We start from the raw sequence: 25,132 nt of genomic DNA, 5'->3' as shown, positions 1-25,132 counted from the left end.
TCGCCTAAGTTTTTAGGTTCGCTTAGATTTTTAGGTTCGCCTAGGTTTTCAGCGGGTACTTAGGTTTAACGCGGATTTAGATTTTTAATGCTCGCTACGATGTTTTGAAGTGCGACTTAAATTATCTAAGATCGGCTGATAGTGGTGGTAAACCGCTTTTTGATAGGCCTCTAAATCTCCAGTTTCTAAAGCGTCTAAGATTTCTCCGTGCGCTTGGGCGGTTTCATCTAAATTGTCTGGGGTAGGAATTTCCAGCATGGGGTTGATTACCGTGTGTATCTTCCAAAAAGCCTCTACGAACTGGCTTTGCATGACATTTTCAATTCGGGAAGAAAGGGCTTTGTGGAATTCCAAATCGTAGTCAGAAAAGTCCCTGCCCTGTGCGGCGTGCTTTACCATTTGCCGGACAAGTTCTCTAATTTCAGGATTTTCGGTGTCTTTAAACCGCTTGATTAGTTCAGGGCCGGCGTTTATATCCATTAAGCGACGAATCTCAACGATTTCTTTGAGGGTGTTTAAGTCGCTGCTGGGAGCTAAAGAGGCGCGAAAAACAATTGCATCTACCAGGGGTTGTAACGACATGTCGCCAACGAAAGTTCCACGTCCGTGCTGGACTTTAAGAATGTCGAGGGCGACTAATGTACGCACTGCTTCACGAACTGAAGAGCGGGAGATTTTAAGAATTTCGCATAGCTCTGTTTCAGTTGGAATCGCGTCTCCGGGTTGTAAATGGAGTTGGAGAATCAGATTCTTTAGTTTTGTAGCAGTGTTGTTTTCGCTGAGCATCGCAGTCTTTCCGAATTAGTATTCGAATTGTTACCTAAATATTATTGTAATGAATTTGTGTTGAGGACCATAATTAAACTTGTTTGAGTGTATCTCTCGTAGTACACTAGACATTGTCATAATAGAAAGACATCAGACGTCCGACCTCATTTAGGAGACTTCAATGACGAAATCAATCGGCACCACTGACCGCCGCGGCTTCTTAAAACTAGCTGGAACCATCACCGCTGCAGCAGGTATTGCAGCTGGCCTTGCCGCCTGTGGTGGAAAAACTGACGCGCCAAAGAAAGACGCTCAGTCATCAGCTGACAACAAAGCAACCGACGGTGGCACCCTAACCGCAGGTATTTCCTACGAACTAGGAACCAACGGTTACGACCCAATGACCACCACCTCTGCGCTAACCATCGCAGCTAACTGGCACACCCTCGAAGGCCTCTTCGAAATCATGCCAACTGAGGACCGCACCTGCTACGCAGCACTGTCCAAGGATGCAGAGCCAGTTAAGGTAGATGACACCACCTACGAAGTAACCTTGCGTGACGGCGCAAAGTTCCACAACGGTGCAGACGTAACTGCAGAAGACGTAGTGTTCTCATTCGAACGCGTCCTCGACCCAGCAAACAAGTCCCTCTACGCTTCCTTCCTCAAGTTCATCGAAGCTGTAACCGCTAAGGACGAAAAGACCGTTACCATCAAGCTGAAGTACCCCTTCTCCTTGCTGAAGGAACGTCTCTCCGTTGTTAAGGTTGTTCCAAAGGCTGAAGTAACCAAGGACGCAAAGGCATTCGACGCTAACCCAGTTGGTACCGGCCCTTACAAGATGACCGACAACGGTGCAGCATCCTCCACCGTACTATTCGAAAAGAACGCAGACTACACCGGTCCAAAGCCAGCCAAGGCTGACAAGATGGTATGGAAGATCCTGCCAGACGCAGCAACCCGTACCAACGCTGTAACCTCCAAGGACGTACAGGCAATCGACTCCGTACCTTACCTCTCCATCGATCAGGTTAAGGCTTCCGTTTCCGTTGAATCCGTACAGGGCTTCGGTCTGCTATTCATGATGTTCAACAACGGCGACAGCTCCCCAATGAAGGATCTGAAGAACCGTCAGTCCGCCCTCTACGCACTGGACATGGAAAAGGTTGTTAAGACCGGTCTGCTAAACCAGGCAACCCCAGCAACCTGTTTCGTACAGGAAAACCACCGTTCATACAAGAAGGCAAAGAACGTTTACACCCTGGATGTTGAAAAGGCAAAGGAAGGCTTCGCAGCTACCGGCCTAACCAAGGTACGCCTCCTGGTTACCAACCACGACTGGGTAAAGCAGTGTACTCCAATCATCAAAGAATCCCTCGAAGCAGCTGGCCTGCAGGTAGAATTCACCGAATACAAGTCCTCCGACCTGTACAACACCATCGGACAGTCCTCTGACTGGGATATCGTAGTTGCCCCTGGCGACCCATCCGTATTCGGCGATGACACCGACCTGCTCCTCAACTGGTGGTACGGCGGCGACATCTGGACCGACACCCGCATGCACTGGAAGGGTTCCGCATCCTACGACAAGGTACAGGAACTCATGCAGAAGGCAGCTCAGTCCACCGGTGCAGAACAGACTGCAGCATGGCACGAAATCTTCGACGTAATCTCTGAAGAAGTACCACTGTACCCACTGTTCCACCGCAAGTCTCCATCCGCATGGGATGCAGATACCCTGCCTAACTTCAAGCCAATCTCTCTAACTGGTCTATCCTTCGTAGAAGTTGGCACCACCAAAGCCTGATCTAATCAGGTAACGGCTTAACTAAAGCCTCCAAACTAAAAGATTGTGGGGGTCGGATAAAACTTATCCGGCCCCCACAGTCTCACTAAACTTAGTAATTCTCAGACGAATTGCTTTAATCAGAAACCCCCGACATTGTCGAGAGTAAAGCGCAGCAAGTGCAAGGGAGTAATGCAGCGTGTCAAACCTCATACGTCTTATTGGAAGACGCCTGGTCGCCCTACCAATCATGGTTTTAGGCGTCACATTCTTAGTCTTCTTCATAATGTCATTCTCACCCGCCGATCCAGCACAGCTGGCCCTGGGCGAATCGGCTTCCCTCGAAGCCCTGGAACAATACCGTGAAGAACACGGTCTTAACGACCCCCTATTAGTTCGTTACGGAGCTTTCCTCTACGGTCTGCTAACCGCCTTCGACCTGGGAGTATCTAAAGGGAATACGCAAGTAACTGATCTGATTGCGACAGCATTCCCCATTACCTTGCAGCTAACCTTCATCGGCTTAGCTATCGCCTTGGTAATCTCCTTCGTATTCGGCGTAATCGCAGCCCTATACCGAGATCGCTGGCCAGATCAGGTTATCCGCGTTTTCTCCATCGCCGCGTTAGCAACCCCATCCTTCTGGCTCGCAATCCTACTGATTCAAGCATTCGGCACAGTCCCCGGTGGTACCGGAACCTTCCCCGCGCTGGTCGGTTCCTGGGTTCCTTTCTCCGAAGACCCCGCCACCTACATCAATAACATCTTCCTCCCCGCTTTCGCGCTGGCAGTACCAGTAGCCGGCTCACTCACCCGCGTGGTGCGTACCGCAATGGTTGAAGAACTCGACAAAGACTACGTACGTACCGCCATTGGCGCAGGTATTCCAAAACAGGTGGTTATCGGCCGTAACGTACTGCGCAACGCACTAATCACCCCAATCACCGTAATCGGCCTGCGCGTCGGTTACCTGATGGGTGGCGCAGTAATTATTGAAATCATCTTCAATATTCAAGCAATGGGCCAACTCATCCTAGACGGCGTTACCCGTAACGACGTTTACCTGGTACAGGGTGTAACCCTCACCGTTGCCCTAGCCTTCATTTTCATTAACATCATCGTTGACATGCTCTACGTATTAGTCAACCCACGCATTAGGAGCGTGTGAGAATGCGTAAAAAACTAACTGAACGTTTAAGCGTACCCGGACTTCGATTCAACAAGTCCCGCATGCCCCTGGGGTCCCGCATCGCCGTTGGAATCCTGCTCCTAGTAGTATTCATGGCAATCTTCGCCCCCCTCATCACTAAATTCGACCCACTGACAACTTCACTACCTTTCGAAGCTGACATCGTCGGAAAAGAAGCCGCAGACAGCGCCATCCGCCCCGTAGTTCCACCAGACAGCAACTTCTGGTTCGGTACCGACGCAAGCGGACGCGACATCTTCGCCCGTGTAATGTACGGAGCCCGCTACTCCTTAGTAATCGGGTTACTCTCCACCGGTATGGCCCTCGTCGCCGCAGCAATCCTCGGCTCCATTGCCGCCACTGCAAACAAGGCAGTTTCGGAAGTGCTCATGCGTATCCTCGATATCGTCATGTCCTTCCCCGGCATTGCCCTGGTAGCGGTATTCGTTGCCTCCCTCGGTAAATCCGTAGCCGTGATCATCTTCTCCATCGGCTTCCTCTACACGCCACAACTCTCCCGTATCGTGCGTGCAAACGTCCTCGCCCAATTCGGAGAAGACTACGTAGCCGCCTCACGAGTAATGGGAGCCCGCACCTCCTGGATTCTTTTCAAGCACGTTGCCCGTAACTGTGTTGCCCCCATCATGGTGTTCGCCACCGTGTTGGTTGCAGACGCAATCGTGCTGGAAGCATCCCTGTCCTTCATCCAAGCCGGCGTGCAGCCACCAGAACCATCCTGGGGTAACATCTTGGCAGACGGCAAAGCCCTCGCAAATAACGGTGACTGGTGGCCAACCCTATTCCCAGGCTTGATGATCCTCATCACCACCCTTTCACTCAACGTATTGGCAGAAGGGCTAACCGACGCCCTCGCCGCCCCACGTGCACGAGTGAACAACGCAAAGGGCGGACTGACCGAAGAAGAACTTGAAGCACGCAACCAAGAAATGGTAGCCGCACACCACAGCCAGGAAGAATCCCTGCAAGGACGCCTCAACGCCCTCCAGCGTAGTGAAGCACTCCGCACCGACCGCCTGGTACTTTCAGACGAACAAGCTGCCCAAGCACCACTGCTTGAAGTAAAGAACCTCTCCATCTCCTTCCCCGCAGCACACGGTGATGTACGTATCGTCGATAACGTATCCTTCTCCGTACGCCCCGGCGAAACCATGGGCCTTGTGGGTGAATCTGGTTGTGGTAAATCAATTACCTCCATGGCCATCATGGGTCTGCTCCCAGAAACTGCCAAGATCGAAGGCGAAATCCTCTTCGACGGCAAGAACCTGGTTGGCATGGATCCGAAGGAACACAACGCACTACGCGGACACAAGCTGGCAATGATCTACCAAGACGCACTCTCGTCCTTGAACCCATCCATGCTGATCCGCTCCCAAATGGCGCAGCTAACCAAACGCGGCGGTACCCGCACCGCAGAAGAACTTCTGGAACTGGTGGGCCTAGACCCAGTACGTACCTTGAAGTCCTACCCACACGAACTTTCCGGTGGACAGCGTCAGCGCGTGCTCATCGCCATGGCCCTAACCCGCGACCCATCGTTGATCATCGCAGACGAACCCACCACTGCGCTGGACGTAACCGTTCAAAAGCAAGTGATCGACCTGCTCAACGAACTACGCGAAAAGCTTGGCTTCGCAATGGTATTCGTCAGCCACGACTTGGCACTGGTAGCATCCGTATCCCACCGGATCACCGTAATGTACGCCGGACAGGTAGTGGAACAAGGACGTACCCAGGAACTCTTAGGACAGCCAGTCCACGAATACACCCAAGGTTTGCTGGGAGCAGTGCTCTCCATCGAATCAGGTGGAGGACGCCTCCACCAAGTTCCGGGAACCGTGCCATCACCACGCGAATTCGTTGTCGGTGACCGTTTCGCTCCACGCTCTTCACAACCAACCGTAGGTTTGGACAGCCGCCCAGAAATGATTCAGATCGAAGGAACTGAACATATCTACTCACAGCACAAAGACCGTGAAGACGCACTAGCGAAAATTGCTAAGCGTCGTAGCACTGAGGAGGTCTGATAATGACTGCAGAAACTCCAGTAATTGAACTAAAAAACGTTCACGTAATCCACACCTCCCGCACCGGAAAACTATTCCGCCCCGATAAGGTACATGCCGTAAACGACGTGAGCCTTTCCGTCTCCCGCGGAGAAACCCTGGGAATCGTAGGGGAATCTGGATGTGGTAAATCAACTACCGCACGAGTTATGGTGGGGCTACAAAAACCAACCTCCGGAGAAATCTACTTCAAAGGAAAACCAGCGTCATTTGATTCCAAATCACGCTTAGAAATTGGACGGTCAATCTCCGTTGTATTCCAAGACCCAGCCACCGCACTAAACCCACGTATGATCGTACGTGACGCCCTAGTCGATCCGCTGCGCGTCCACGGAATCGGTGACGAAAAATCACGACTGGCACGAGTTAAAGAACTACTTGCATTAGTAGGTCTACCCCAAAGCGCCCTGGACGTACTGCCACGGCAAATCTCAGGTGGACAGCGTCAGCGTGTGGCAATCGCACGCGCCCTGGTACTGGAACCAGACGTGATTATTGCCGACGAACCCACCTCAGCACTGGACGTTTCCGTCCGCGCACAGGTACTGAACCTGCTCACCGACCTCAAAGCACAACTTGGTCTGGGCCTGGTATTTATCTCACACGACATCAATACCGTACGTTACATTTCCGACAAGATCGCGGTTATGTACAAAGGCTCCGTAGTGGAAGAACAACCAACCTACGATATCTTCCACAGCCCGAAAGACCCATACACCAAGATGCTGCTCTCAGCAGTACCTTCACTTGTGCAAGAATCCTGAAAACCTATTGGAGAAAAAATGACTCACTCATTCCGCGGGGTTGTTCCCCCGGTAGTAACTGCTCTTACCGCAGACGGACAATTCGATAAAGCCTCATTCGCTAACAGCATCAACCGTATGCTAGAAGCCGGGGTAGATGGTCTCTTCATTCTGGGTTCTTCCGGTGAAGTAGTATTCTCAACCGACGAACGTCGCCGCGAAATCATCGCCGCCGCAGTAGAAATCAATGCCGGTCGAGTTCCCGTCCTAGTAGGTGTAATCGATACCGAAACTAGCCGCGTAATCGAACACGCTAAAGTAGCAAAAGAACTCGGCGCAGACGCCCTGGTAGCTACCGCACCCTTCTACGCACTGCAGGGACCAGCTGAAATCGAACGCCACTTCCGCCTCATCCGCGAAGCCGTCGATCTTCCCCTCTTCGCCTACGACATTCCAGTTTGCGTACACGTCAAACTTGACCGCAACATGCTGGTACGTCTAGGTAAAGAAGGCATCCTCGCAGGTGTGAAAGACTCCTCCGGCGACGACGTAAACTTCCGCTTCCTCTGCCAGGACAACGAACGCGCCGGACACCCGCTCACCATCCTCACCGGACACGAAGTAGTCGTAGACGGCGCCTACATGGCAGGAGCAGATGGCTGCGTACCTGGCTTAGGTAACATTGACCCAGCCGGTTACGTCCGCCAATGGCAGGCCTACCAAGCAGGCGATTGGGAAACCGTTCGCAAAGAACAAGACCGCCTAAGCGACTTAATGCGGATCGTTTTCGTTCCCCAGGGAATCCAAGGTTACGGCGCAGGCGTAGGCGCTTTCAAGGGCGCCCTCAAAGCCCTCGGAGTATTCGCCTCCAACCGGATGCCAGAACCAGTACGCACCCTAAACGAAGAAGAAATCGCAGGAATCGCAGAAATCCTAAAGCAGGCTGATCTGCTGTGAGCAACCAACTTCCAGTTGCCGTCGCCATCGACATTGGAGGCACCAAAATAGCCGGTGCGCTTGTCGATAGCGACGGCAACGTCGTAGCTAGCAAAAAAGAATTCCCCTCCTGGAGTGCACCCACTCCAAAAACCGGAGGAACCGACGTCGCCAACACAGTTGCGTCCATCGCCGCCCTCGTAAAAGAAAAAGCCCTGGAAATGGGACGAACCCCAATCGGGTGCGGGATCGGAAGCGCCGGCGTGATTGACCCCAGCGGCCGCTTCATACGCTCCGCCACGGAAGCAATCCCCGGGTGGACCGGCACCCAACTGGCACAAATCGTTGAAGCCGCCACCGAAATGCCCACCATCATCGAAAATGACGTGCACGCACACGCCAGAGGAGAAGCCTGGCTGGGCGCCGGAGCCGGACACAAAACCGTACTCATGGTAGCCGTAGGCACCGGAATCGGCGGAGCTTTCACCATCAACGGAGAAATTGTCCGCGGCGCAACCGGGCTGGCCGGACACGTAGGACATATCGTCACCCCCTACGGGCGCGGACACGAATGCTCCTGCGGAGTAGACGGACACCTCGAAGCCATCGCCGCAGGCCCCACCATGGTCCGCTGGGCAAACCAACGAGGCGCAACAGTAGCAGACGGCATCGACCTGGAACGGCAAGCTGAAACAGGCAACCAAATTGCCTTAGAAGTCCTCACCGACGCAGCCACCGCCACCGGAGAAATCATCGCCGGATTAGTCAACTGTCTGGACCCAGAAATAGTCATCTTAGGTGGAGGCATGGCAGCTGCCGGAGAAGTCTACTGGAAACCACTGAGAGCCGCCTACGAAGCACAACTAATGCCAGCACTTAAAGAAGTGCCACTAGTTGCTGCCTCCCTAGGTGGAGCCGCCCCCCAAGCCGGAGCAGCTGCCTTAGCATTTGCAACATTCCAGGCTTAAACGCCGAAACAAAACTCAAACCAGTTGGAAAACAAAACCAGAGAGAAGAAAATGAGCGATCAAGAAGATATTACTATCGAGGGAATTATCGCCGCCTCAAAAGGTCTGATTGTTTCCTGTCAAGCCTACCCCGGCGAACCACTGCGCACCCCGGAAGTAACCGCTCGCATGTGCCAAGCCGTAGTAGAAGGCGGCGCAGCCGCAGTACGCGTCCAAGGCGTAGTTGATATTACCGCTGCCCGCCAAGCCGTAACCGTACCGGTAGTGGGCTTAGTTAAATACGGGCACTCAGGCGTCTACATTACGCCCTCGGAAGCACACGCCCGCGCCTGCGCCCTGGCAGGAGCATCTATCGTGGCTATCGACGCGACCGGACGCGAACGCCTTTCCGGCGACTTCGCCTCCGCCTGCAAAGCAATCCACGACGAATTTCCCGGCGTAGCCGTCATGGCAGACTGCGGATCATTAGAAGACGCTCTGCGCGCAGAAGAAGCAGGAGCTGACCTAATCGGCACCACCCTAGCAGGCTACACCGGTGAACGACCCAAAACCGACGGACCAGACTTCGAACTAATCGACCAAGTCTGCGCGCGGATCACCAAACCGATCGTAGTTGAAGGACGGATCCACACCGTCGAACAACTCCGGGAAGTTTTCACCCGTCCAATCCACGCAGCCTGTGTGGGAACCGCAATTACGCACCCCACAACGATCACCCGCTGGTTTAACGCCGTCATCTAAACGGGAAAACCCGCACAAACCCTTAGGTGGGAAACTCAAAAGAACTAAACAACTTTGAGTTTCCCACCCTTTTTACAATCAAAAACAAGGGAAAATCATGGTCTACACCGATCCGGAAGAACTCTACGCCTACCGTTCAAAAGTAAAACTCCCCAGCGACTTTGCAGCATTTTGGAACCAAACCCTCACCGAAGCACGCAACGCAGCTAAACCCGCCACCTTTACACCCGTAGAAACCCCCAACAAACACCTCGACTTCTATGAACTAACTTTCGGCGGATATGCCGCAGACCCCATCAAAGGCTGGTTAAGTGGCCCAAGCGGATTCATAGAAAGCCCAAGACCGCTTCCAACCATCATCGAATACATTGGCTACGGCGGAGGCCGGGGCCTTGCCGGCGCAGAAATCAAATGGCCCTCAGCCGGATACATACACCTTCTGATGGACACCCGCGGACAGGGCGGAGACTGGGGCAGTGGAGGCGACACCCCCGACCCCCACCCCACCAGCGCAGCCACCATCGGACACCTCACCCGAGGGATTGAACAGCGCGAAACCATGTACTACCGCAGGTTAATCACCGACGCAGTACGCGCCATTGACACCGCCTTAGAAATCCCTGCCGTAGATAATCAAAAAATCATCCTCACCGGAATCAGTCAAGGCGGAGGACTCTCCCTCACCGCCGGGGCACTCCACCCGCAAGTAAAAGCGATCCTACCCGACGTTGCCTGGCTCTGCGACTACTATCAAGGTGCCACCATCGCAGAAGTTCCCCCCTACCGCGAACTCCGCCGCTACCTGGCAGTTTACCCCGAGCGAGTACCGGCAGTTTTAGAAAACCTCGCCTACATTGACGGAATCAACTTTGCCCGCCAAGCCCACGCGCCCGCCCTCTTTTCCGTGGCGCTAATGGACGACTGCGTGCCACCCACCACCACTTTCGGCGCCTACAACGAATACGCAGGGCCGGCTGAAATGGTGCTCTACCCATTCAAAGGACACGAGGGCGGACAATACCCGCACTTTTGCCAGCAAATCCAGTGGCTCAAAAACCGTGGGCTGGGAGCGTAACCCAACTGCCTGAAAGCCCTCGAGATGGCAAAGACCGGCACTTAGGTACCTAAACTTTCCTACCATCTCGAGGGCGACACTGAACCGAAAACTCCCCAAAAAGCCGTTAAAAACGGATCGCGTCAATTGGTTTAATTCGCACCGCAATAGTCGCTGGAATAATCCCTGCCAACGCACCCACCCCAGCAGCAATCGACAGACCAAGCAAAGCCGCTGACATGGGGTAACCAATATTAGTTGTCGAAAAAGGAATATTGATCCACGCTAACAGCGGCGTCGAACGAATCGTAATAATCGACGCGATCACGCCAATAATCCCCGCCACCGTGGTAGCCACCACCGACTCCATAAAAACTGAGACGAAAATGCGTTTCGCAGACGCACCCATTGCTCTTCTAATCCCAATTTCACGTACCCGATAACGAATCGTCACAATCGAAACCGTCAGCAACCCCAAAGCGCCCAACGAAATCACAATGTAACCAATTACAGAAACAGTGACAGTCACAACGCCAGACAAACCATCAATATTTTCACCAAACTGCTCTTTAACAATATTCACCTGCCACTGCGGACCCAAAAGCCCCTGCAAACTAGCCCCCATCGCCTGAGCGGCCGCCTGTTTCTGCTCCTTAGGAGCAACTATAATCAGCTCAGCACTGGAATTAGTGCCCACAAAATCAGCGGGCATCCCTAACATGAACGTCTCATAATTCATGTAAAAAGTAGGGCCCTCATAACCAGTAAGATTATCGACAACTCCAACTACCGTAAAAGAAATATTCGGATTATCTTGAAGCCGAAACCGCGGGTAGTAACGCAAATCAGGTTTGCCCATATACTCCCAAGCTAACTCACTGATCACAACCGGATTCATCTGCAAAGTAGCATCTCTTTCAGTTAATAGCCGCCCCCGTAACAGCCGCAAACTGAAAATCTCAAAATACTGCGGGTCAATCCCCTTAAAAAATGGAGTAGTGTTATAGCAGTCATCTTGCACCCCATTTTCATTAACCGGACAATCCATATAGCCCGGAGCTTGAATAACCCCATTGGCCACCTCACGGTAGCGCGACCAATAGTTAGACTTCAATAACTCAACTGTGCGCAGCGAAGCCTTACCGAAAACATCAACTACCTGACCATTCTCATCAGTTTCCACAGCGCCCTCGGGACTATGCTGAGTCGGCGGAGGACCCACCTCTGCTGACGGAAAATCAGCAGTCCCCAAGTCCTTCTCATCAGCTTCCCCAGAATTCTTCGTCACCGAAACCCGCACCGTACCAGGCTGCCCACTATAACGAGCAAAAGTCCTGTCCTGAGCCTCAGAAATCACCCCACCCAAAGCGATAACAGTAGCCATCGCCCACACGGCAGCAGCCACACCGGTTAAGGAAAGAATCACCCTCCCACGATTGACAAGCAACTCTTCCCACGCTTCAAACAAAGTCCCCAGGAAAACAAACCCAGAAAACCGGCGCGCACCTTTAGAAGAAGAACCCGGCGCAGACTGCGCAGCACCCTCTCCAGGCATCTCAGTATCCTTAGGGGAAACAGCTTCATCTGAATGTAACTTAGACATCTTCAACCTCAAGCGTCTGCTGGTCATCTAGCTGAGCGGAATGAACTGATAAAGACTTTTGATTAAGCGCCGAATCAGCAGTAACTTTCTGCAAACGACCATCAATAATCTCGTAAACAGTCTGCGCCCGCGCCGCCACACTCATATCATGCGTAATCGTAATCAGCGCAGCATTTTGCTCAGCCGCAACCTCTTCTAATAAATCCATCACCAACTTGCCAGTTCGCAAATCTAAAGCCCCGGTAGGTTCGTCCGCTAAAATCACTTTCGGGCGACGCACCAAAGCCCGCGCAATTGCCACACGCTGCTGCTCGCCACCAGAAAACTCACCCGGATTAGAATAGAGACGATCACCTAAACCCACCCGCTCTAACATTTCCGCAGCCAAATGTTTACGCTTCAACAAACGAGAATCGGACGCATATAAAAGTGGAACTTCCACGTTACTAATCGCAGTGCGATTCATAATCAAGTTAAACTGCTGGAAAATAAACCCGAACGAATCACCCCGCAAAGCCGCCCGACGAGCTTCACTTAACTGGGCTACATCTAAACCATTGAAATGATACTGACCCGAATCAGGTAAATCTAACATCCCAATAATATTCAACAAAGTGGACTTACCAGTGCCAGACTGACCCACAATTGCCACTTGCTCCCCGGCATTAACCTCTAAATCAATACCTTTTAAAATCGCAAGCTCAGATTGATTAGGGAGAACTACCGTGCGGGTAACTTCTTTTAAACTAAGCAACCTCATCCCCCATAGTTTTCGGGGCCATTTATATCCTGCTTTTCATCCTGATTAAGCGGAGCAAACTCTAAGATCACATCATCGGCTTGCAAACCCTCAGTAATTTCAATGAACTTACCATCAGAAATCCCCAGCTTCACTACTTTCTTAATGGGCTTAGACTTACCGTCCTCCGCCGGAAGATAAACAGCACCTTCTCTAAACCTACCCTCCACTGCTGAAGTAGGGACAATAACTACCTGCTTAACAGAGCTACCGGCAATCCGGAGCTTCCCCTTAACGCCCTCGAATACAGTCTGCCCAGCTGGAATATTGCAACGAATCTGCGGGCCGCTACTTTGCTCCCCCTCTTTAGGAGCACTGGCATTAACAATAGTTTGCAAATCAGTGCATTCAAAAGGCGCCGGACCATCTTTAACCGCAAGCGTCGCCACATTAGGAAGCCCCTGCAAAGAATAAAGCTGCTCAGGGTTAATAGAAACCTGCGCATGGAAAGAAGCCGGCACAATTGAACCTAACGGCGAACCAACCTCAACCTGCTGACCCACCAACGCCTCTAAACGTAAAATTCCTGAAGCAGGTGCATAAACATCATGCCAAGACTTTTGCTCCACCTGTTCAGAAGCACCCGGAATAACATTCCCCTCTTCATCCACCGAAGACTGACCGGGAACTTCTTTCACAGTAACTTTCATCAACTGCAAAACGGGAGCACCAGCTTCAACAGTATCCCCATCTTTAACGAAAATAGTCTGCACAACACCTGATTCAGTCGATTTGAAAGCCTTCGACTGATCGCGTACCACCGTAGCATTTAACTCAATCGAATTCTCAATATCACCCAACTCAGCAGTAACCGTAGGTAATTCAAAAACCCCCTGAGGGGACAGTTCCTCAGCTACTTCCTGATTAGGGAAAAAAGCTACTTTAACTAAGGCAATCGCCATAATCGCCCAAAAAACCAGCTTCAAAGACTGAAAAATAATATTACGTGTCGATGTCTGCATAGGAGCCTCTCAAGAATTGTTTTTTCTAGTCTAACTAGGCAGACCAAGAAAAACCTATTCGGAAAGTCCCTGAACAAAAAGTCGAAAAAACCTGAAAAACCCCGAAAACACAGAGTTTATAAACTCTTTACTTAACTTGGGAAGAAGTCTTTAATATATCATTAGCCTACTTTATTCAGCAGCTTTCAAAACTTCAGCCCGCTGCCAATCAGCCACATCAGAAGAATCCCCCTCCAGAAAACGCTTCCGTCCCAAAACCAAAGCGTAAAATAAGAACGCTCCAAAAGCGACAACCCCAATCCCCACTCGCACAAAGGTAGGGAGCGAAGAAGGAGTCACAAAACCTTCAATAAAACCAGCTATTGCCAACACCGCAATTAAACCAAGCACAATAACCATTACCCGCCTACCGGCCTGCGCAAAACTCTCTGCCATAGTCATCGCCCCCGGATGAACCCAAGCCCAGAACAAACTAAGCCCCGCCCCGCAAGCTACAAAAACCGCAGTCAATTCAAGCAAACCATGCGGAAGAATCAGCCCCCAAAACAAGCCAGCCTTACCGTAGTAAATCATTAACCCCGCATTTATCCCCAAATTAAGCATATTCTTACGTAGCAGGTTAAGCACATAAATACCCGTAAACCCCATCGCAACAGCCTGCGCAGAAACCCACGCATTATTAACCCACACCGAAGTCGCAAAATGACTATGCGCATACTCATTGTAGTAGGCTTCAAAATCATGATTAACCAAACTCCGAATAACTGCAGGAGAGGCCAACAAATCATGTAACTCAGGATGCAAATAAACCCAAGTAGCAATCGCCGCAGAATACAGGTAAGAAACAATCATTAACGAAAGCCACCACCAACGCAGGCGATAAAGCTCAACCGGAAAAGAAGTAGAGAAAAAATGCTGAATAGAATGTAACAGCGACTCTGAAGAAGACCCCAACTTTCGCCTAGACCTGGAAACCACCGCCGAAAGCGACATCACCAAAGTAGCATCAGGAGCTTGAGAACGAAGCGTCGATAAATGCGTAGTAGTCTGCTGATACAGTTTCACCAATCGATCCGCTTCAGCAGAACTAAGCCGCGGCTTACGAGAAAGCTCATCCAACTCAGCCCAAGTAGATTGATGTGTAGCAACATATGCGTCGAGGTCCATAAATACCAGATTAGCTTAAAAAATTGAGGTTCACTGAAAAACACAAAGACGCGACCACTTAGTTGATTAAAACAGCAACTAAGTGGCCGCGCCACCACAAAAGAGGCATCAATCGAACGCCCTCGGAAACGAAATTACTTCTCCGACAAACGCACGATATTTAATGTCCGCAAGTTAAACGCTACGAAACGCACAAACTGAAGCGGAATACACCGGCGGCGAAAGAGAGTTTTCTTCGTCGGCAACGGAGCATCCATAATGCGCTTAGCCGTTTTCGGATCTAACTGCTCAACAGATAACTTGTTTTCCATAGCGATCACTCCGGAATCAGGTTCCAGCCAGGCTTGCCCTTGGCTTTGTAAATGAATAGGTAATGAAGCATGACTTTAACCCAGTGTCCAAACAAGCCCAACTCACCGCGAGTCAAAGTCGGGTGGCGACCAGTCTCAGGGTAAACCGTCTCATCAGGAATAATTGGATACATCATGATGGCAGCGGCTGAACCAGAACGCATATTAGCTCCGGTAGAAGCATCACAAACTGCCCCTAAAGTGCCCATCGAAGCCTCATGTAACTTCGCATTAGGATTCTTCAGTAAATCGACAATCGACTCAGCCACCTTAGCTGCCATCACCCCAGAAGGCTGCCCGGTGCGCGGAGGAGCCGGAGCAATCACAGTTCCATTCTTAGTGGTATGCGGCTTAGAAATACCGTGAGGCGGAGCAAACGCAATTCCAACCGCAAACATATTCGGATAGGTGGGGTTCTGGTAAGTCTTTGGCCAGTCAACAGCACGCCACTGCTCGTAAGGCTTCTGCGTGTAATCCGCATCAACCTTCATGAAACCAGCTGGGTTAAAGACCGTCGCCGAAATATCTTCCCCAGCCCGGTTATAAGCCTTCATCGGTACGCCGGTAAAAGGTGGCAAAAGCATAGCAAAATCGTAATCTAGGCTATGCATTTCACCGTCAGAATCTTCGTAGGTAAGCGAGTTCTTTTCAACATTCTTAACGGCTGCCCCAACGATTGCTTTAACTCCGCGCTCGCGGAAAATGGATTCGGTCCACAGTTGAGAACTGGTCATGTACCCGTCTTGCTTGAACTTCATGCCGCCTACACCTAAGTCACCTAACTGGGGTTCGTTAGTTAGGTAAACGACCTCGGCTTTATCGCGCACACCGTGTTCGCGCAGTTCATGTTCGGTGTTGAAAGTGAACTCGAAAGCAGCACCTTGGCAAGTGCAATTTCCGGCTCCGGTACCGATCACGAACCGTAAGTTTTCGCCGGCTTTCATTCGTTCTACAGCTTTTAGGAATTCGGCGGAACATTCTTCGGCGTGCGAGTCGGTGCACACGGATTGCGTGTAGCCCTCATCGGGTCCTAAACCTGGGGTTGCTGCGAAGTTCAGTTTAGGTCCGGTAGCGTTGATTAGATAATCGAACTCGACGCGGGCAGTTTCGCCGTTACGAGTGGCGTCTGTGTAAACCAGTTCAACTTGTGAGCGAGGATTTTCAGCGTCACCTTCTGGGTAGAGAGCGGTGGCGGCTGCTTGGTGGAATTCGATTCCCAGTTTCTTATACAGCGGAGCCAGCTCGAAGATTACTTTTTCGCGTTTCATGCGTCCAGTTCCCACCCAAATGTTGGATGGTACCCAGTTCCAAGTTGGCTTCGGCGAGATCACCACGACTTTGTGTTCAGTGCGTTTCAGTTTTTTCTGCAGCACCATCGCAGCCGTGTGTCCTGCAATGCCTGCACCTAAAATCACGATTTGTGCCATTGCATTTTCCATTCTGATTTGGAGATTACAGTGAAGCTTCATCGTCTTCACATAGTTTTATAGTAACACTGAATTTCCAAAATGTAACTAAAATTTAGGTAAATTCTTAGGGCGTAAGTCCCAGCGTGCCTGGTGGGGTGCAGTCTGCTGGTTTTCGTGTGGAAAATCCATAAATTTCCGAGGGCGCCAAAATAGCTTCGGCGAGTTACGCTTCGCCTGTGTGGGGTGGGAAATTAAATCGGCGTGTTACGCTCCGGGAAGGGTTTGGCTGCGCCTCTAAGACGCAGCCAAACCCTTAAAATATGCAGCCAAACCTATAAGAAGTATGCCTTTACACAGCTTAAACTTCTTAATCGACTACTAAAATCACCTGCAAATTACGAGGACCATGCACCCCGTCAACGCGGATTAACTCAATATCCGAAGTTGCCGAAGGCCCCGCAATCCAAGTAGTCGGCCGAGTTGGATTCTCCTGCAAAACCGCCACAGCCTGCGGAACCGTAGGATAAACCGTGTCAGCCTTAACCACTACTACATGGCGGTCAGGAACCAAAGTAATCGCCCGACGCCCCTGATCAGGTTCACCATCTAAAATGATCGTGCCAGTATGGCTAACAGAACAACGTGAAGCAGTAATCACCGCATCAGTCTGATCAAGCTCCTCATGAGAAAGCTGCGCCTCAAACTCATCAACCCGCACCGACAAATCAGCTAACTCAGTCAGCCAATCCGCATCTAAACCAGCAGGGACAACCACCGACGCACAACCATCTAAGGCCTGACGCATAGTTTTCGCGATCCCCGCGGAATCAGTACGCCAAACCGTAGCCTTATAGTCATTTAAAGCGTCCTCGAAAACATCCAAAACCGGTGCAGAACCAGGCGCATGTTCAGACGAAGAAATATAATCGCGCGGAACCTCCACCTCAGTGATTTCACTCTGCGCAAGCGCAAACCGCACCCGACGCAAAATCTCTGCCTTCGCCTGCAAATCTTTAACACTCCGAGTAGACATCAGCGAACATCCTTTCCTTGACTGTGCCCCTCATCAGCCCACCACTGGCGGAAAGACTGAGCCGGAGGCGCAGGAACATCGTGAGTAGCAGTCCAAATACTTGCAATCGGAAGCGGAATATGGCCAATCCGCCGGGACTTCCCCCCAAATAAACGCCCCTTAGAAGCCGCCTTACCAGCCAACTCCATATTCTTACCAGAAGACATCACCACAGAAGCCGCCTTCATGGAAATATCCCACAGATTAGGAATCCCCCCGCGGTTCGCATCCTGATAAGCACGCCGACGATCAACAATAATCCCCGGTAAATCAATGTGAACCGGACAAGCATCCGCACAGGCATTACATAAAGAACAAGCAAACGGCAAAGTAGAATCAGGATCCTTATGATCAGTAGCTTCCTTTAACTGCGGTGTTAAACAAATCCCAATCGGACCAGGATAAACCGAGTTATAAGCGTGCCCACCAACCTGCTCATACACCGGGCAAATATTCAGACAAGCCCCGCAGCGAATACAAGAAAGCGCTTCATGACCAACCTTATCCGCCAAAACCTTAGTGCGACCATTATCCAGCAAAATCAAATGGAACTCTTGAGGGCCATCTCCAGGAGTTACCCCAGTCCAACCTGAAGTATAAGGATTCATTCGCTCACCAGTTGCCGAACGGCCCAACAGCTGCGCGAACACTTCCAAATCCTGATAGGTTGGGATCAGCTTTTCAATCCCCATAATAGTTATCAGCGTCTGAGGCAGAGTCAGACACATACGCCCATTACCCTCAGACTCGTAAACGTAAAGCGTCCCAGACTCAGCAACCGCCATATTCGCACCCGAAATAGCCACCTTAGAAGTAAGGAACTTCTTACGCAAATGAGCGCGAGCAGCCATCGTTAAAGTACGCGGCTCAGTAGTTAAATTATCGGGAACAGACGGCATCTTCGCCTGGAAAATCGCTCGAACTTCCGCGCGGTTACGGTGCAAAGCAGGAACCACAATATGAGAAGGCATATCCTCACCCAACTGCACAATCAACTCAGCTAAGTCAGTTTCCCACAGGGAAATGCCTCTTTCTAACAGGTACTCATTCAAGTTAATTTCCTGAGTCACCATAGACTTAACCTTAACGGCCTCATCTACCCCCTGCTGTACCAACAACTCATGGACAATCTGGCAGGCTTCCTCACCGTCACGCGCCCAGTGAACAACCCCGCCACGGGCAGTCACATTCGCTTCAAACTGCTCCAACAAAGCAGGCAGGTTAGCTTGCACCCGCTGCTTAATTGCCGAAGCTGACTCCCGCAGATTCTCCCAGTCAGGCATTTCCGCTACACGCAGCGCCCGCTTATTACGAATAGTCATCGTGGCTCGGCGAATATTCCGACGCAGCTGAGTCTTCGGAAGCTGTTCCTTAGCTGAATCAGCGAAAAACTTACCCCAACGCAACGGGTCAGCCGGAATCTCCGCCCCCGGAGACCACCCTAACTCTGCCTCAGTATGGGCTGAAGTTTTTTGTTCTTTAGTGAAAAACCCCTTTAACATCATGCACCAACCTTCGTAGTCGTTTCCGGTGGGAACCAAGGTTCGTCCTGAGTAGGCGCTAAAACTTCAGCCAAATGCATAACGCGCACGCCCGAACGATTCCGCGACAACCCGCCCCCAATATGCATCAGACAAGAATAGTCACCAGCAACTAAAATCTCAGCCTTAGTGGAAATAACATTAGCCATTTTCTGAGCCAACATAGCCGTAGAAACATCAGAGTTCTTTAACGCGAAAGTTCCTCCGAAACCACAGCAAGATTCCTCTTCCGGCAGCTCCACAAAATCAATCCCACCCACATTCTTAAGCAGGCGGTAAGGAGCATCCCCCACCTTAGCAATCCGCATCGAGTGGCAAGTCGGATGATAGGTAACGCGGTGAGGGAAATAAGCCCCCACATCATCAGTACCCAACACGTTTACTAAAAACTCTGAAAGCTCATAAGTTTTCGCCGCAATTGCCCGCGCTTTTTGTGCCAAAGGATCATTACCCTGCTGTTTAGCCACAATCTCTTGCTGATGACGCAGCGAACCAGTACAAGAACCCGAAGGAACCACAATCGCATCCCACTCGCCATCTAAAACTGGCTCAAAAGTACGCACGTGATTCTCAATCAAAGGCATCGCTTCAGGATAGTATCCCGTGTTAATGTGCATTTGCCCGCAGCATCCTTGCTGCTCAGGAAATACCACTTCATGCCCCAAACGGCGCAGCAAATGCACAGTTGCCTGCGGAGCCTGCGGAAACATGACATCAGAGATACAGGTTGCAAATAATGCAATTTTCATGAGTCAATATCCTTTCTCTTAAAACAATCTAACTAAAAATAAATACGAAAAAATGAAAGTAGAGTTCCAAACAACGCCCTCGGAAAGCGCCGAAAACTCAACCAAAGCTAGGAGCCCAGCGGGAAAAGTAGGGAAGTAGTCCCCACCAGCAAACACAGCACTACCAGCAAGCCCAGCGAAATCGGGCCGGCTTTGCGCAGCAGCTCAGGCTCGGCACCCTCTTTACCAATCGCCCCGGACGCAATCGCTAAGTTCTGCGGGGAAACAATCTTCCCGAGGCCGCCACCCACAGCGTTCGTGCCCACCAGCAAGTTCGGGTCAGCGCCAATCTGTCCCGCCGCCGTGTACTGCAAGTTAGCGAAAAGCGCACCAGCAGAAGTAGCAGAACCGGTAACAGCAGTGCCAATCCAACCCAGGATCGGAGAGAGGAAAACGAAAGTAGTTCCCACGCCAGCCATCCACAAGCCGATCGTGCCCGTCTGCCCAGAGAAGTTCATTACGAACGCCAACGCCATGATGGTAGCAATCGTTAAGATAGCGATTCGCAAGCTGTAAATCGTGGTGAACAGCAGGCCAAGCCCCTGCGTGAAACTGAAGGGGAACTTTCCACCTGAGGAAGTTAAACCGTAAACCAAGGACACAATCAGTGCGGTAAAGACGATTAGTGTTCCCGGAGAAGCTAAAGTCTGCAAGGTGAAGATAGTTCCCGAAATAGGTTCGCCAGTTTCAGTTACCAAATTGCCGTGTAAGCCAGGCCAGCCGAACCGAATGTCAGTGGTCTTTAATAAAGCGGGCAAATCAACTCCGAAAGTCCATAGTTTTGCTACCCCAAAGACAATTACCACCAGCCAGTAGGGCATTAGCGCTAAAGTGGCGCGTGAAATAGTTAAACCTTTTGCCTGTTCAGCTTGCACATCAGCGGGAGTAGTTGGGGTCCAAATCTGCATCAGCAAAGCAATCGAAGCAAAGCCCAGCAGGGAGGAGATCACCGCAGTTAATTCGTAAGAGAAATAGTTCGTTGCCCAGTAGTGACCTCCAGCGGTGACTGCACCTACTAAAAGAGCAGCGGGCCAAAGCTGTTTTAGACCGCGAACGCCGTCAGCGATTAGCAGCAGAATCAGGGGAATAAAAGCAGCGATAAAGGGGGTGATATGACCCATCCAGCTAGCTACAACAGTTGGTTCCAGATCCACCGATTTTGCGGCGGAAGTAACCGGAATAGCCATAGCCCCATAACCGACGTTAATCGCGTTACCCACGATGGTGAGCATTGCGGCTTTAATGGGTTCAAAACCTACGGTAACTAAGATAGCTGCCACAATCGCTACAGGAGCGCCAAAGCCAGCTAAACCTTCCAAAAGACCGCAGAAAGAAAAACCGATTAGCAGCGCTAAAACTCGTTGGTCGCCTTTACCTACGATATTAAAGGCGGTGCGCACATCAGCGGCGCGTCCGGAACGTTCCGTTAAGTTGTATAACCAAACGGCAGCGATGATGATGTAAAGGATTGGCATGAAGCCAAGTCCCGCCCCCTGTGTACCTGCCAAAAGTGCGTAGGTAAGGGGCATTTGGAAGCCTAAAACAGCAACTAGGAGTGAAACGCCCAGGGAAATGATCGCACACCAGTGAGTTTTCACGCCGAAAACTCCCAGGAGTACAAAGAAAACTACCAGTGGCAGTAGGCCTGCTAAAGCAGAAAGGAAGAGGGAGTCGCCGATTAGGTGACTGCCTGCTGTAAACGTCGTCGTTGCTAGCAAGATACGTCCTTTTGTATATGATTTTGATAAACGGTGTTGAGCAGTTTTTGGTAACAAAACTGCATTTTGATGCCAATAAGTTAGCACTTGTGGCTTGAAGTATCTTTTGAGCCTGAGTTTTTCTTGAAATTTCAGGCTTTTCTCATCGTTATGTAAGTACCTATTAGCGCATGGAAATCTTTTCTAAATAGGTCTAAGGACACGCTTGAGCACACTCCCACCCCGCGGAGCGTAACACGCCGAATTCGTGCACCCCACCCCGCGGAGCGTAACACGCCGAATTCGTGCAACCAACCCCGCGGAGCGTAACACGCCGAATTCGTGCAACCCACCTAGCGGAGCGTAACACGCCGAATTCGTGCAACCAACCCCGCGGAGCGTAACACGCCGAATTCGTGCACCCCACCCCGCGGAGCGTAACACGCCGAATTCGTGCAACCCACCTAGTGGAAGAAAAACGATACAGAAAACTTCCCGCACCTACTTAACTGCACATAAACACAAGTAAGTTTTCATAATCTCGGCGAGTTACGCTCCGGTGAATAGGTGAAACGGCGTTAGCTCGGCGTATTACGCTCCGTGCAAAATAAGCCCGGAGCGCAAAATGAGACGGGAATATGAACTCGGCGTGTTACGCTCCGAGGAAAGAGGAACCCGGGGTGGGGGAGAAGTGGCAAGACAATAGCGCTTACACTGGGAAACAACAAAAGATATGCTTACAAAAGAAATCCTAAAATGAAGAAAGTAAAAGCCGTGGAATCTACCCCTCCTGCCTTGGCAGGACTTAACTTAGCTCGCGCCCAGTGGATTGACGCAGATACCCTGGCTATCTCAAAACACCAACTCGCAAATCAACCACCAGACAGTGTTGAAACCTACCTCCTAATTAACGAAAAAGCCCTCACCACCGCCCTCGAGGTGGCAAAACTACTGGAAAAAACACATATTTCCGGCGAAAACTCTACGCTAATCAAACTAACTCCCAGCGTCCTAAGCCAAACCCAACGCGCCAAGTGGCCCCACCTGCAAAACCACGCCATCTACCAAATCCCCGCAGACACAAAACTCAACCGAACTGAAGCCCTCACCCAAGCAATCCAAGTCCTCACCCAACAAAACGGGAAAATCCTAGGACTCACCGGCACCCAAATCCCCGGAATCATAGACGCACTCTACGGCATCCACGCAAAAAATAAACCACTCGGAATAACCTGGAACGAAGAAACCCCCACCCTCAGCATCTGGGCGCCCACCGCCACAGAAGTAAAACTCCAACTCGGCCCCACAGAAAACACGCCGGAAGCAAACGCAAAAAACTACGCGGAATACCCCCTGGAATTAGAAGCAGAAACCGGAATCTGGAAAATCATTGGAAACCCCAACTGGAAAAACTGCACCTACCGGTACGCAATTAAAGTCTTTGTACCCCAACTAAACGAAGAAGTTACAAACCTTGTAACTGACCCGTATTCGGTGGGTTTAAACCACAACTCAACCAGAAGCGTAATCCTTGACCTAACAGCAGAACACCTAAAACCAGCCGGATGGGAGCAGCTGAAAATTCCCACTCTGCCGCGTGCCGTAGACCAGATGATCTACGAACTCCACGTGCGAGACTTTTCGATCCACGACCAAAGCGTACCCGCAAGCTGGCGAGGCACCTACCGGGCTTTCACCCTCCCCAACTCAGCTGGAATGCAGCACTTAACCCGTCTTGCAAATGCGGGAGTAAACAGTATTCACCTGCTCCCCACCTACGACATCGCTTCGTTACCGAAACCAAGAGAAACGCAGACACAACCGCAGATCCCAGCTTTCACCGACCCGGCTTCCCCCGCTCCGCAAGCTGCGGTTGCAGCCGTTGCGGATACAGATGGGTATAACTGGGGATACGACCCCCACCACTATCAAGTCCCCGAAGGCTCTTACGCAACCGATAGTAGTAGCGCTGGGAAAGTTAAAGAATTCCGAAGCCTGGTACAAGCCCTGGCAAATACAGGGCAACACGGTTTACGCGTAGTAGCCGACCAAGTTTACAATCACCTTTACCGCAGTGGGCAACACGAAAAAGCCCTCCTGGACCGGATAGTTCCCGGCTACTATCATCGGTTTTCCGAGGACGGTCTGGTAGAAACCTCCACCTGCTGCGCCAACTTAGCTACCGAACACATCATGATGGAAAAACTCATGGTTGATTCTGTAGTTCACTGGGCTAAACACTATAAGATAAGCGGATTTCGTTTCGACCTAATGGGCCACCACTCCACTGAAAATATGCGAGCGGTAAAAACTGCGTTAGCTTCGCTTACCGAAGCTAAAGATGGGATTGCCGGAGAGCACATTCACCTTTATGGAGAAGGCTGGAATTTTGGGGAAGTAGCAGATAATGCGCGCTTTCATCAAGCTACCCAAGGACAGTTAAACGGAACCGGAATAGGTACCTTTAACGATCGGATCCGCGACGCTATCATCGGAGACCATTTCACCGGTTTTGACCCCACCCGCGGTTACGCCTCAGGGTTAGCACAAGTTGAAGCAAGTAAGCTACCACTGCTCTTAGCTAAAGCCGACGTGATCCGCTTAGGAATGGTAGGGAACTTAAAAACCTATCAGTGGGAAACCAGCCAAGGGTTGAAAACCGGGGAAACCTTAAAAGACTTTGGACAAATAGTAGGTTACGCAAGTGAACCGGCTGAAACAATTAACTACGTAGATGCCCACGATAATCAGACACTTTACGACCTTTCAGTGATTAAACTCCCCCAGGCTACGCCAATGGAAGAGCGAGTTCGCTATAACCTGATTCAACTGGCACCCGTAACTTTAGGGCAAGCTCCAGCTTTTTGGCATGGTGGCACAGATTTACTGCGCTCAAAATCATTAGACCGAGACTCCTATAACTCAGGAGACCATTTCAACGCGATTGACTGGACAAAACAAAGCCACAATTTTGGAGTGGGCCTGCCAGCGTGGGAACGCAATGAACAGGTAGACCACAATTGGGATAAGATGCGACCCCTCTTACGTAATCCTGCTTTAGTGGCGTCTGCTAGCGCCCTCGAAAAAGCACATGGCTTGGCTTTGGAACTGCTGCAGTTACGCTCGGCTCTGCCCCTTTTGCGCTTGGGCAGTGCCAAGTTGATCTGCCAGAAAGTTAAGTTTCCCAACCAGGGGGTGGGCTACGTTTCCCCAGTGATTGCTATGCACGTTGATGACACGGTTGGGAAGCAAGTTGATCCGCGGATGCAGCATCTGCTGGTAGCTATTAACCCGCTACCGCACGAAACTGTGAATACTTATCCGGATCTGCAGGGTATTGATTTCAAGCTTCACGAACTGCAGGCAAAATCCCCGGTGGATGAGCGGGTGAAGGAGACTCGCTGGGAAAAGGGCGTGGCAAAGCTGACGCTGCCGGCTCTAACTGTGGCGGTGCTCTATGCCGCGTGAAAATGCG

At 51.1% G+C, this 25,132-nt stretch carries 20 protein-coding genes; 9 read left to right on the top strand and 11 right to left on the bottom strand.

Features of this window, described 5'->3' with window-relative positions:
* Window positions 1-84: 84 nt before the first annotated feature.
* Entirely contained in the window at window positions 85-786 is a 702-nt protein-coding gene (locus NXS08_RS06215; protein ID WP_259138540.1) for a FadR/GntR family transcriptional regulator, read from the bottom strand.
* 163 nt (window positions 787-949) lie between these two features.
* Between NXS08_RS06215 and NXS08_RS06210 the strand changes: the two genes are divergently transcribed.
* The 8 genes from NXS08_RS06210 (at window position 950) to NXS08_RS06175 (ending at window position 10,290) form a co-directional block, all read left to right on the top strand.
* Complete coding sequence (locus NXS08_RS06210) at window positions 950-2,575, top strand: ABC transporter substrate-binding protein (RefSeq protein ID WP_259138538.1); 1,626 nt, start codon at window positions 950-952, stop codon at window positions 2,573-2,575.
* Window positions 2,576-2,753: 178 nt separating this feature from the next.
* Entirely contained in the window at window positions 2,754-3,722 is a 969-nt protein-coding gene (locus NXS08_RS06205) for an ABC transporter permease (RefSeq protein WP_259138537.1), read from the top strand.
* A gap of 2 nt (window positions 3,723-3,724) precedes the next feature.
* Window positions 3,725-5,788, top strand: coding sequence for a dipeptide/oligopeptide/nickel ABC transporter permease/ATP-binding protein (locus NXS08_RS06200; RefSeq protein ID WP_259138535.1), 2,064 nt, complete (start codon window positions 3,725-3,727; stop codon window positions 5,786-5,788).
* A 2-nt stretch (window positions 5,789-5,790) separates the two neighbouring features.
* Window positions 5,791-6,591 (top strand): ABC transporter ATP-binding protein, encoded by an 801-nt coding sequence (locus tag NXS08_RS06195; RefSeq protein ID WP_259138533.1) that lies wholly within the window; start codon window positions 5,791-5,793, stop codon window positions 6,589-6,591.
* 18 nt (window positions 6,592-6,609) lie between these two features.
* Complete coding sequence (locus NXS08_RS06190; protein ID WP_259138531.1) at window positions 6,610-7,527, top strand: dihydrodipicolinate synthase family protein; 918 nt, start codon at window positions 6,610-6,612, stop codon at window positions 7,525-7,527.
* A complete protein-coding gene (locus tag NXS08_RS06185; RefSeq protein ID WP_259138529.1) occupies window positions 7,524-8,474 on the top strand; it encodes an ROK family protein in 951 nt (316 codons plus the stop codon). The genes NXS08_RS06190 and NXS08_RS06185 overlap by 4 nt, the downstream gene beginning before the upstream one ends.
* Before the next feature lie 51 nt (window positions 8,475-8,525).
* A complete protein-coding gene (locus tag NXS08_RS06180; RefSeq protein WP_259138527.1) occupies window positions 8,526-9,215 on the top strand; it encodes an N-acetylmannosamine-6-phosphate 2-epimerase in 690 nt (229 codons plus the stop codon).
* A 97-nt stretch (window positions 9,216-9,312) separates the two neighbouring features.
* A complete protein-coding gene (locus NXS08_RS06175; RefSeq protein ID WP_259138525.1) occupies window positions 9,313-10,290 on the top strand; it encodes an acetylxylan esterase in 978 nt (325 codons plus the stop codon).
* A 106-nt stretch (window positions 10,291-10,396) separates the two neighbouring features.
* On the opposite strand, the gene NXS08_RS06170 is transcribed toward NXS08_RS06175, so the two are convergent.
* The 10 genes from NXS08_RS06170 to NXS08_RS06125 form a co-directional block, all read right to left on the bottom strand.
* Complete coding sequence (locus NXS08_RS06170; RefSeq protein ID WP_259138523.1) at window positions 10,397-11,872, bottom strand: ABC transporter permease; 1,476 nt, start codon at window positions 11,870-11,872, stop codon at window positions 10,397-10,399.
* Window positions 11,865-12,632 (bottom strand): ABC transporter ATP-binding protein, encoded by a 768-nt coding sequence (locus tag NXS08_RS06165; RefSeq protein ID WP_259138521.1) that lies wholly within the window; start codon window positions 12,630-12,632, stop codon window positions 11,865-11,867. Before NXS08_RS06165 ends, NXS08_RS06170 begins: the two co-directional genes overlap by 8 nt.
* Entirely contained in the window at window positions 12,629-13,633 is a 1,005-nt protein-coding gene (locus NXS08_RS06160) for an efflux RND transporter periplasmic adaptor subunit (RefSeq protein ID WP_259138519.1), read from the bottom strand. Before NXS08_RS06160 ends, NXS08_RS06165 begins: the two co-directional genes overlap by 4 nt.
* Window positions 13,634-13,804: 171 nt before the next feature.
* Window positions 13,805-14,800, bottom strand: coding sequence for a stage II sporulation protein M (locus tag NXS08_RS06155; protein WP_259138517.1), 996 nt, complete (start codon window positions 14,798-14,800; stop codon window positions 13,805-13,807).
* Window positions 14,801-14,934: 134 nt separating this feature from the next.
* Window positions 14,935-15,111 carry a hypothetical protein gene (locus tag NXS08_RS06150; protein WP_259138515.1) on the bottom strand — a complete coding sequence of 59 codons (177 nt, stop codon included), beginning with the start codon at window positions 15,109-15,111 and terminating at the stop codon, window positions 14,935-14,937.
* Window positions 15,112-15,116: 5 nt separating this feature from the next.
* Window positions 15,117-16,589 carry an NAD(P)/FAD-dependent oxidoreductase gene (locus NXS08_RS06145; protein WP_259138513.1) on the bottom strand — a complete coding sequence of 491 codons (1,473 nt, stop codon included), beginning with the start codon at window positions 16,587-16,589 and terminating at the stop codon, window positions 15,117-15,119.
* Window positions 16,590-16,926: 337 nt separating this feature from the next.
* Window positions 16,927-17,592, bottom strand: coding sequence for a lactate utilization protein C (locus tag NXS08_RS06140; RefSeq protein WP_259138511.1), 666 nt, complete (start codon window positions 17,590-17,592; stop codon window positions 16,927-16,929).
* Window positions 17,592-19,133 carry a LutB/LldF family L-lactate oxidation iron-sulfur protein gene (locus tag NXS08_RS06135; RefSeq protein WP_259138562.1) on the bottom strand — a complete coding sequence of 514 codons (1,542 nt, stop codon included), beginning with the start codon at window positions 19,131-19,133 and terminating at the stop codon, window positions 17,592-17,594. Before NXS08_RS06135 ends, NXS08_RS06140 begins: the two co-directional genes overlap by 1 nt.
* Window positions 19,133-19,921 (bottom strand): (Fe-S)-binding protein, encoded by a 789-nt coding sequence (locus NXS08_RS06130; protein ID WP_259138509.1) that lies wholly within the window; start codon window positions 19,919-19,921, stop codon window positions 19,133-19,135. The genes NXS08_RS06135 and NXS08_RS06130 overlap by 1 nt, the downstream gene beginning before the upstream one ends.
* A 107-nt stretch (window positions 19,922-20,028) precedes the next feature.
* Window positions 20,029-21,678: an L-lactate permease gene (locus NXS08_RS06125; protein WP_259138507.1), complete on the bottom strand. Its 1,650-nt coding sequence runs from the start codon at window positions 21,676-21,678 to the stop codon at window positions 20,029-20,031.
* A gap of 735 nt (window positions 21,679-22,413) precedes the next feature.
* Here NXS08_RS06125 and NXS08_RS06120 point away from each other — a divergent pair.
* On the top strand, window positions 22,414-25,125 hold the full coding sequence (locus tag NXS08_RS06120; RefSeq protein WP_259138505.1) for an alpha-1,6-glucosidase domain-containing protein: 2,712 nt from the start codon (window positions 22,414-22,416) through the stop codon (window positions 25,123-25,125).
* Window positions 25,126-25,132: the final 7 nt, after the last annotated feature.

Source organism: Gleimia sp. 6138-11-ORH1 (assembly GCF_024814355.1).
Taxonomy (GTDB): Bacteria; Actinomycetota; Actinomycetes; order Actinomycetales; family Actinomycetaceae; genus Gleimia.
The sequence above is the reverse complement of the archived record's forward strand: the minus strand, read 5'-3'. Positions and strand labels throughout refer to the sequence as shown.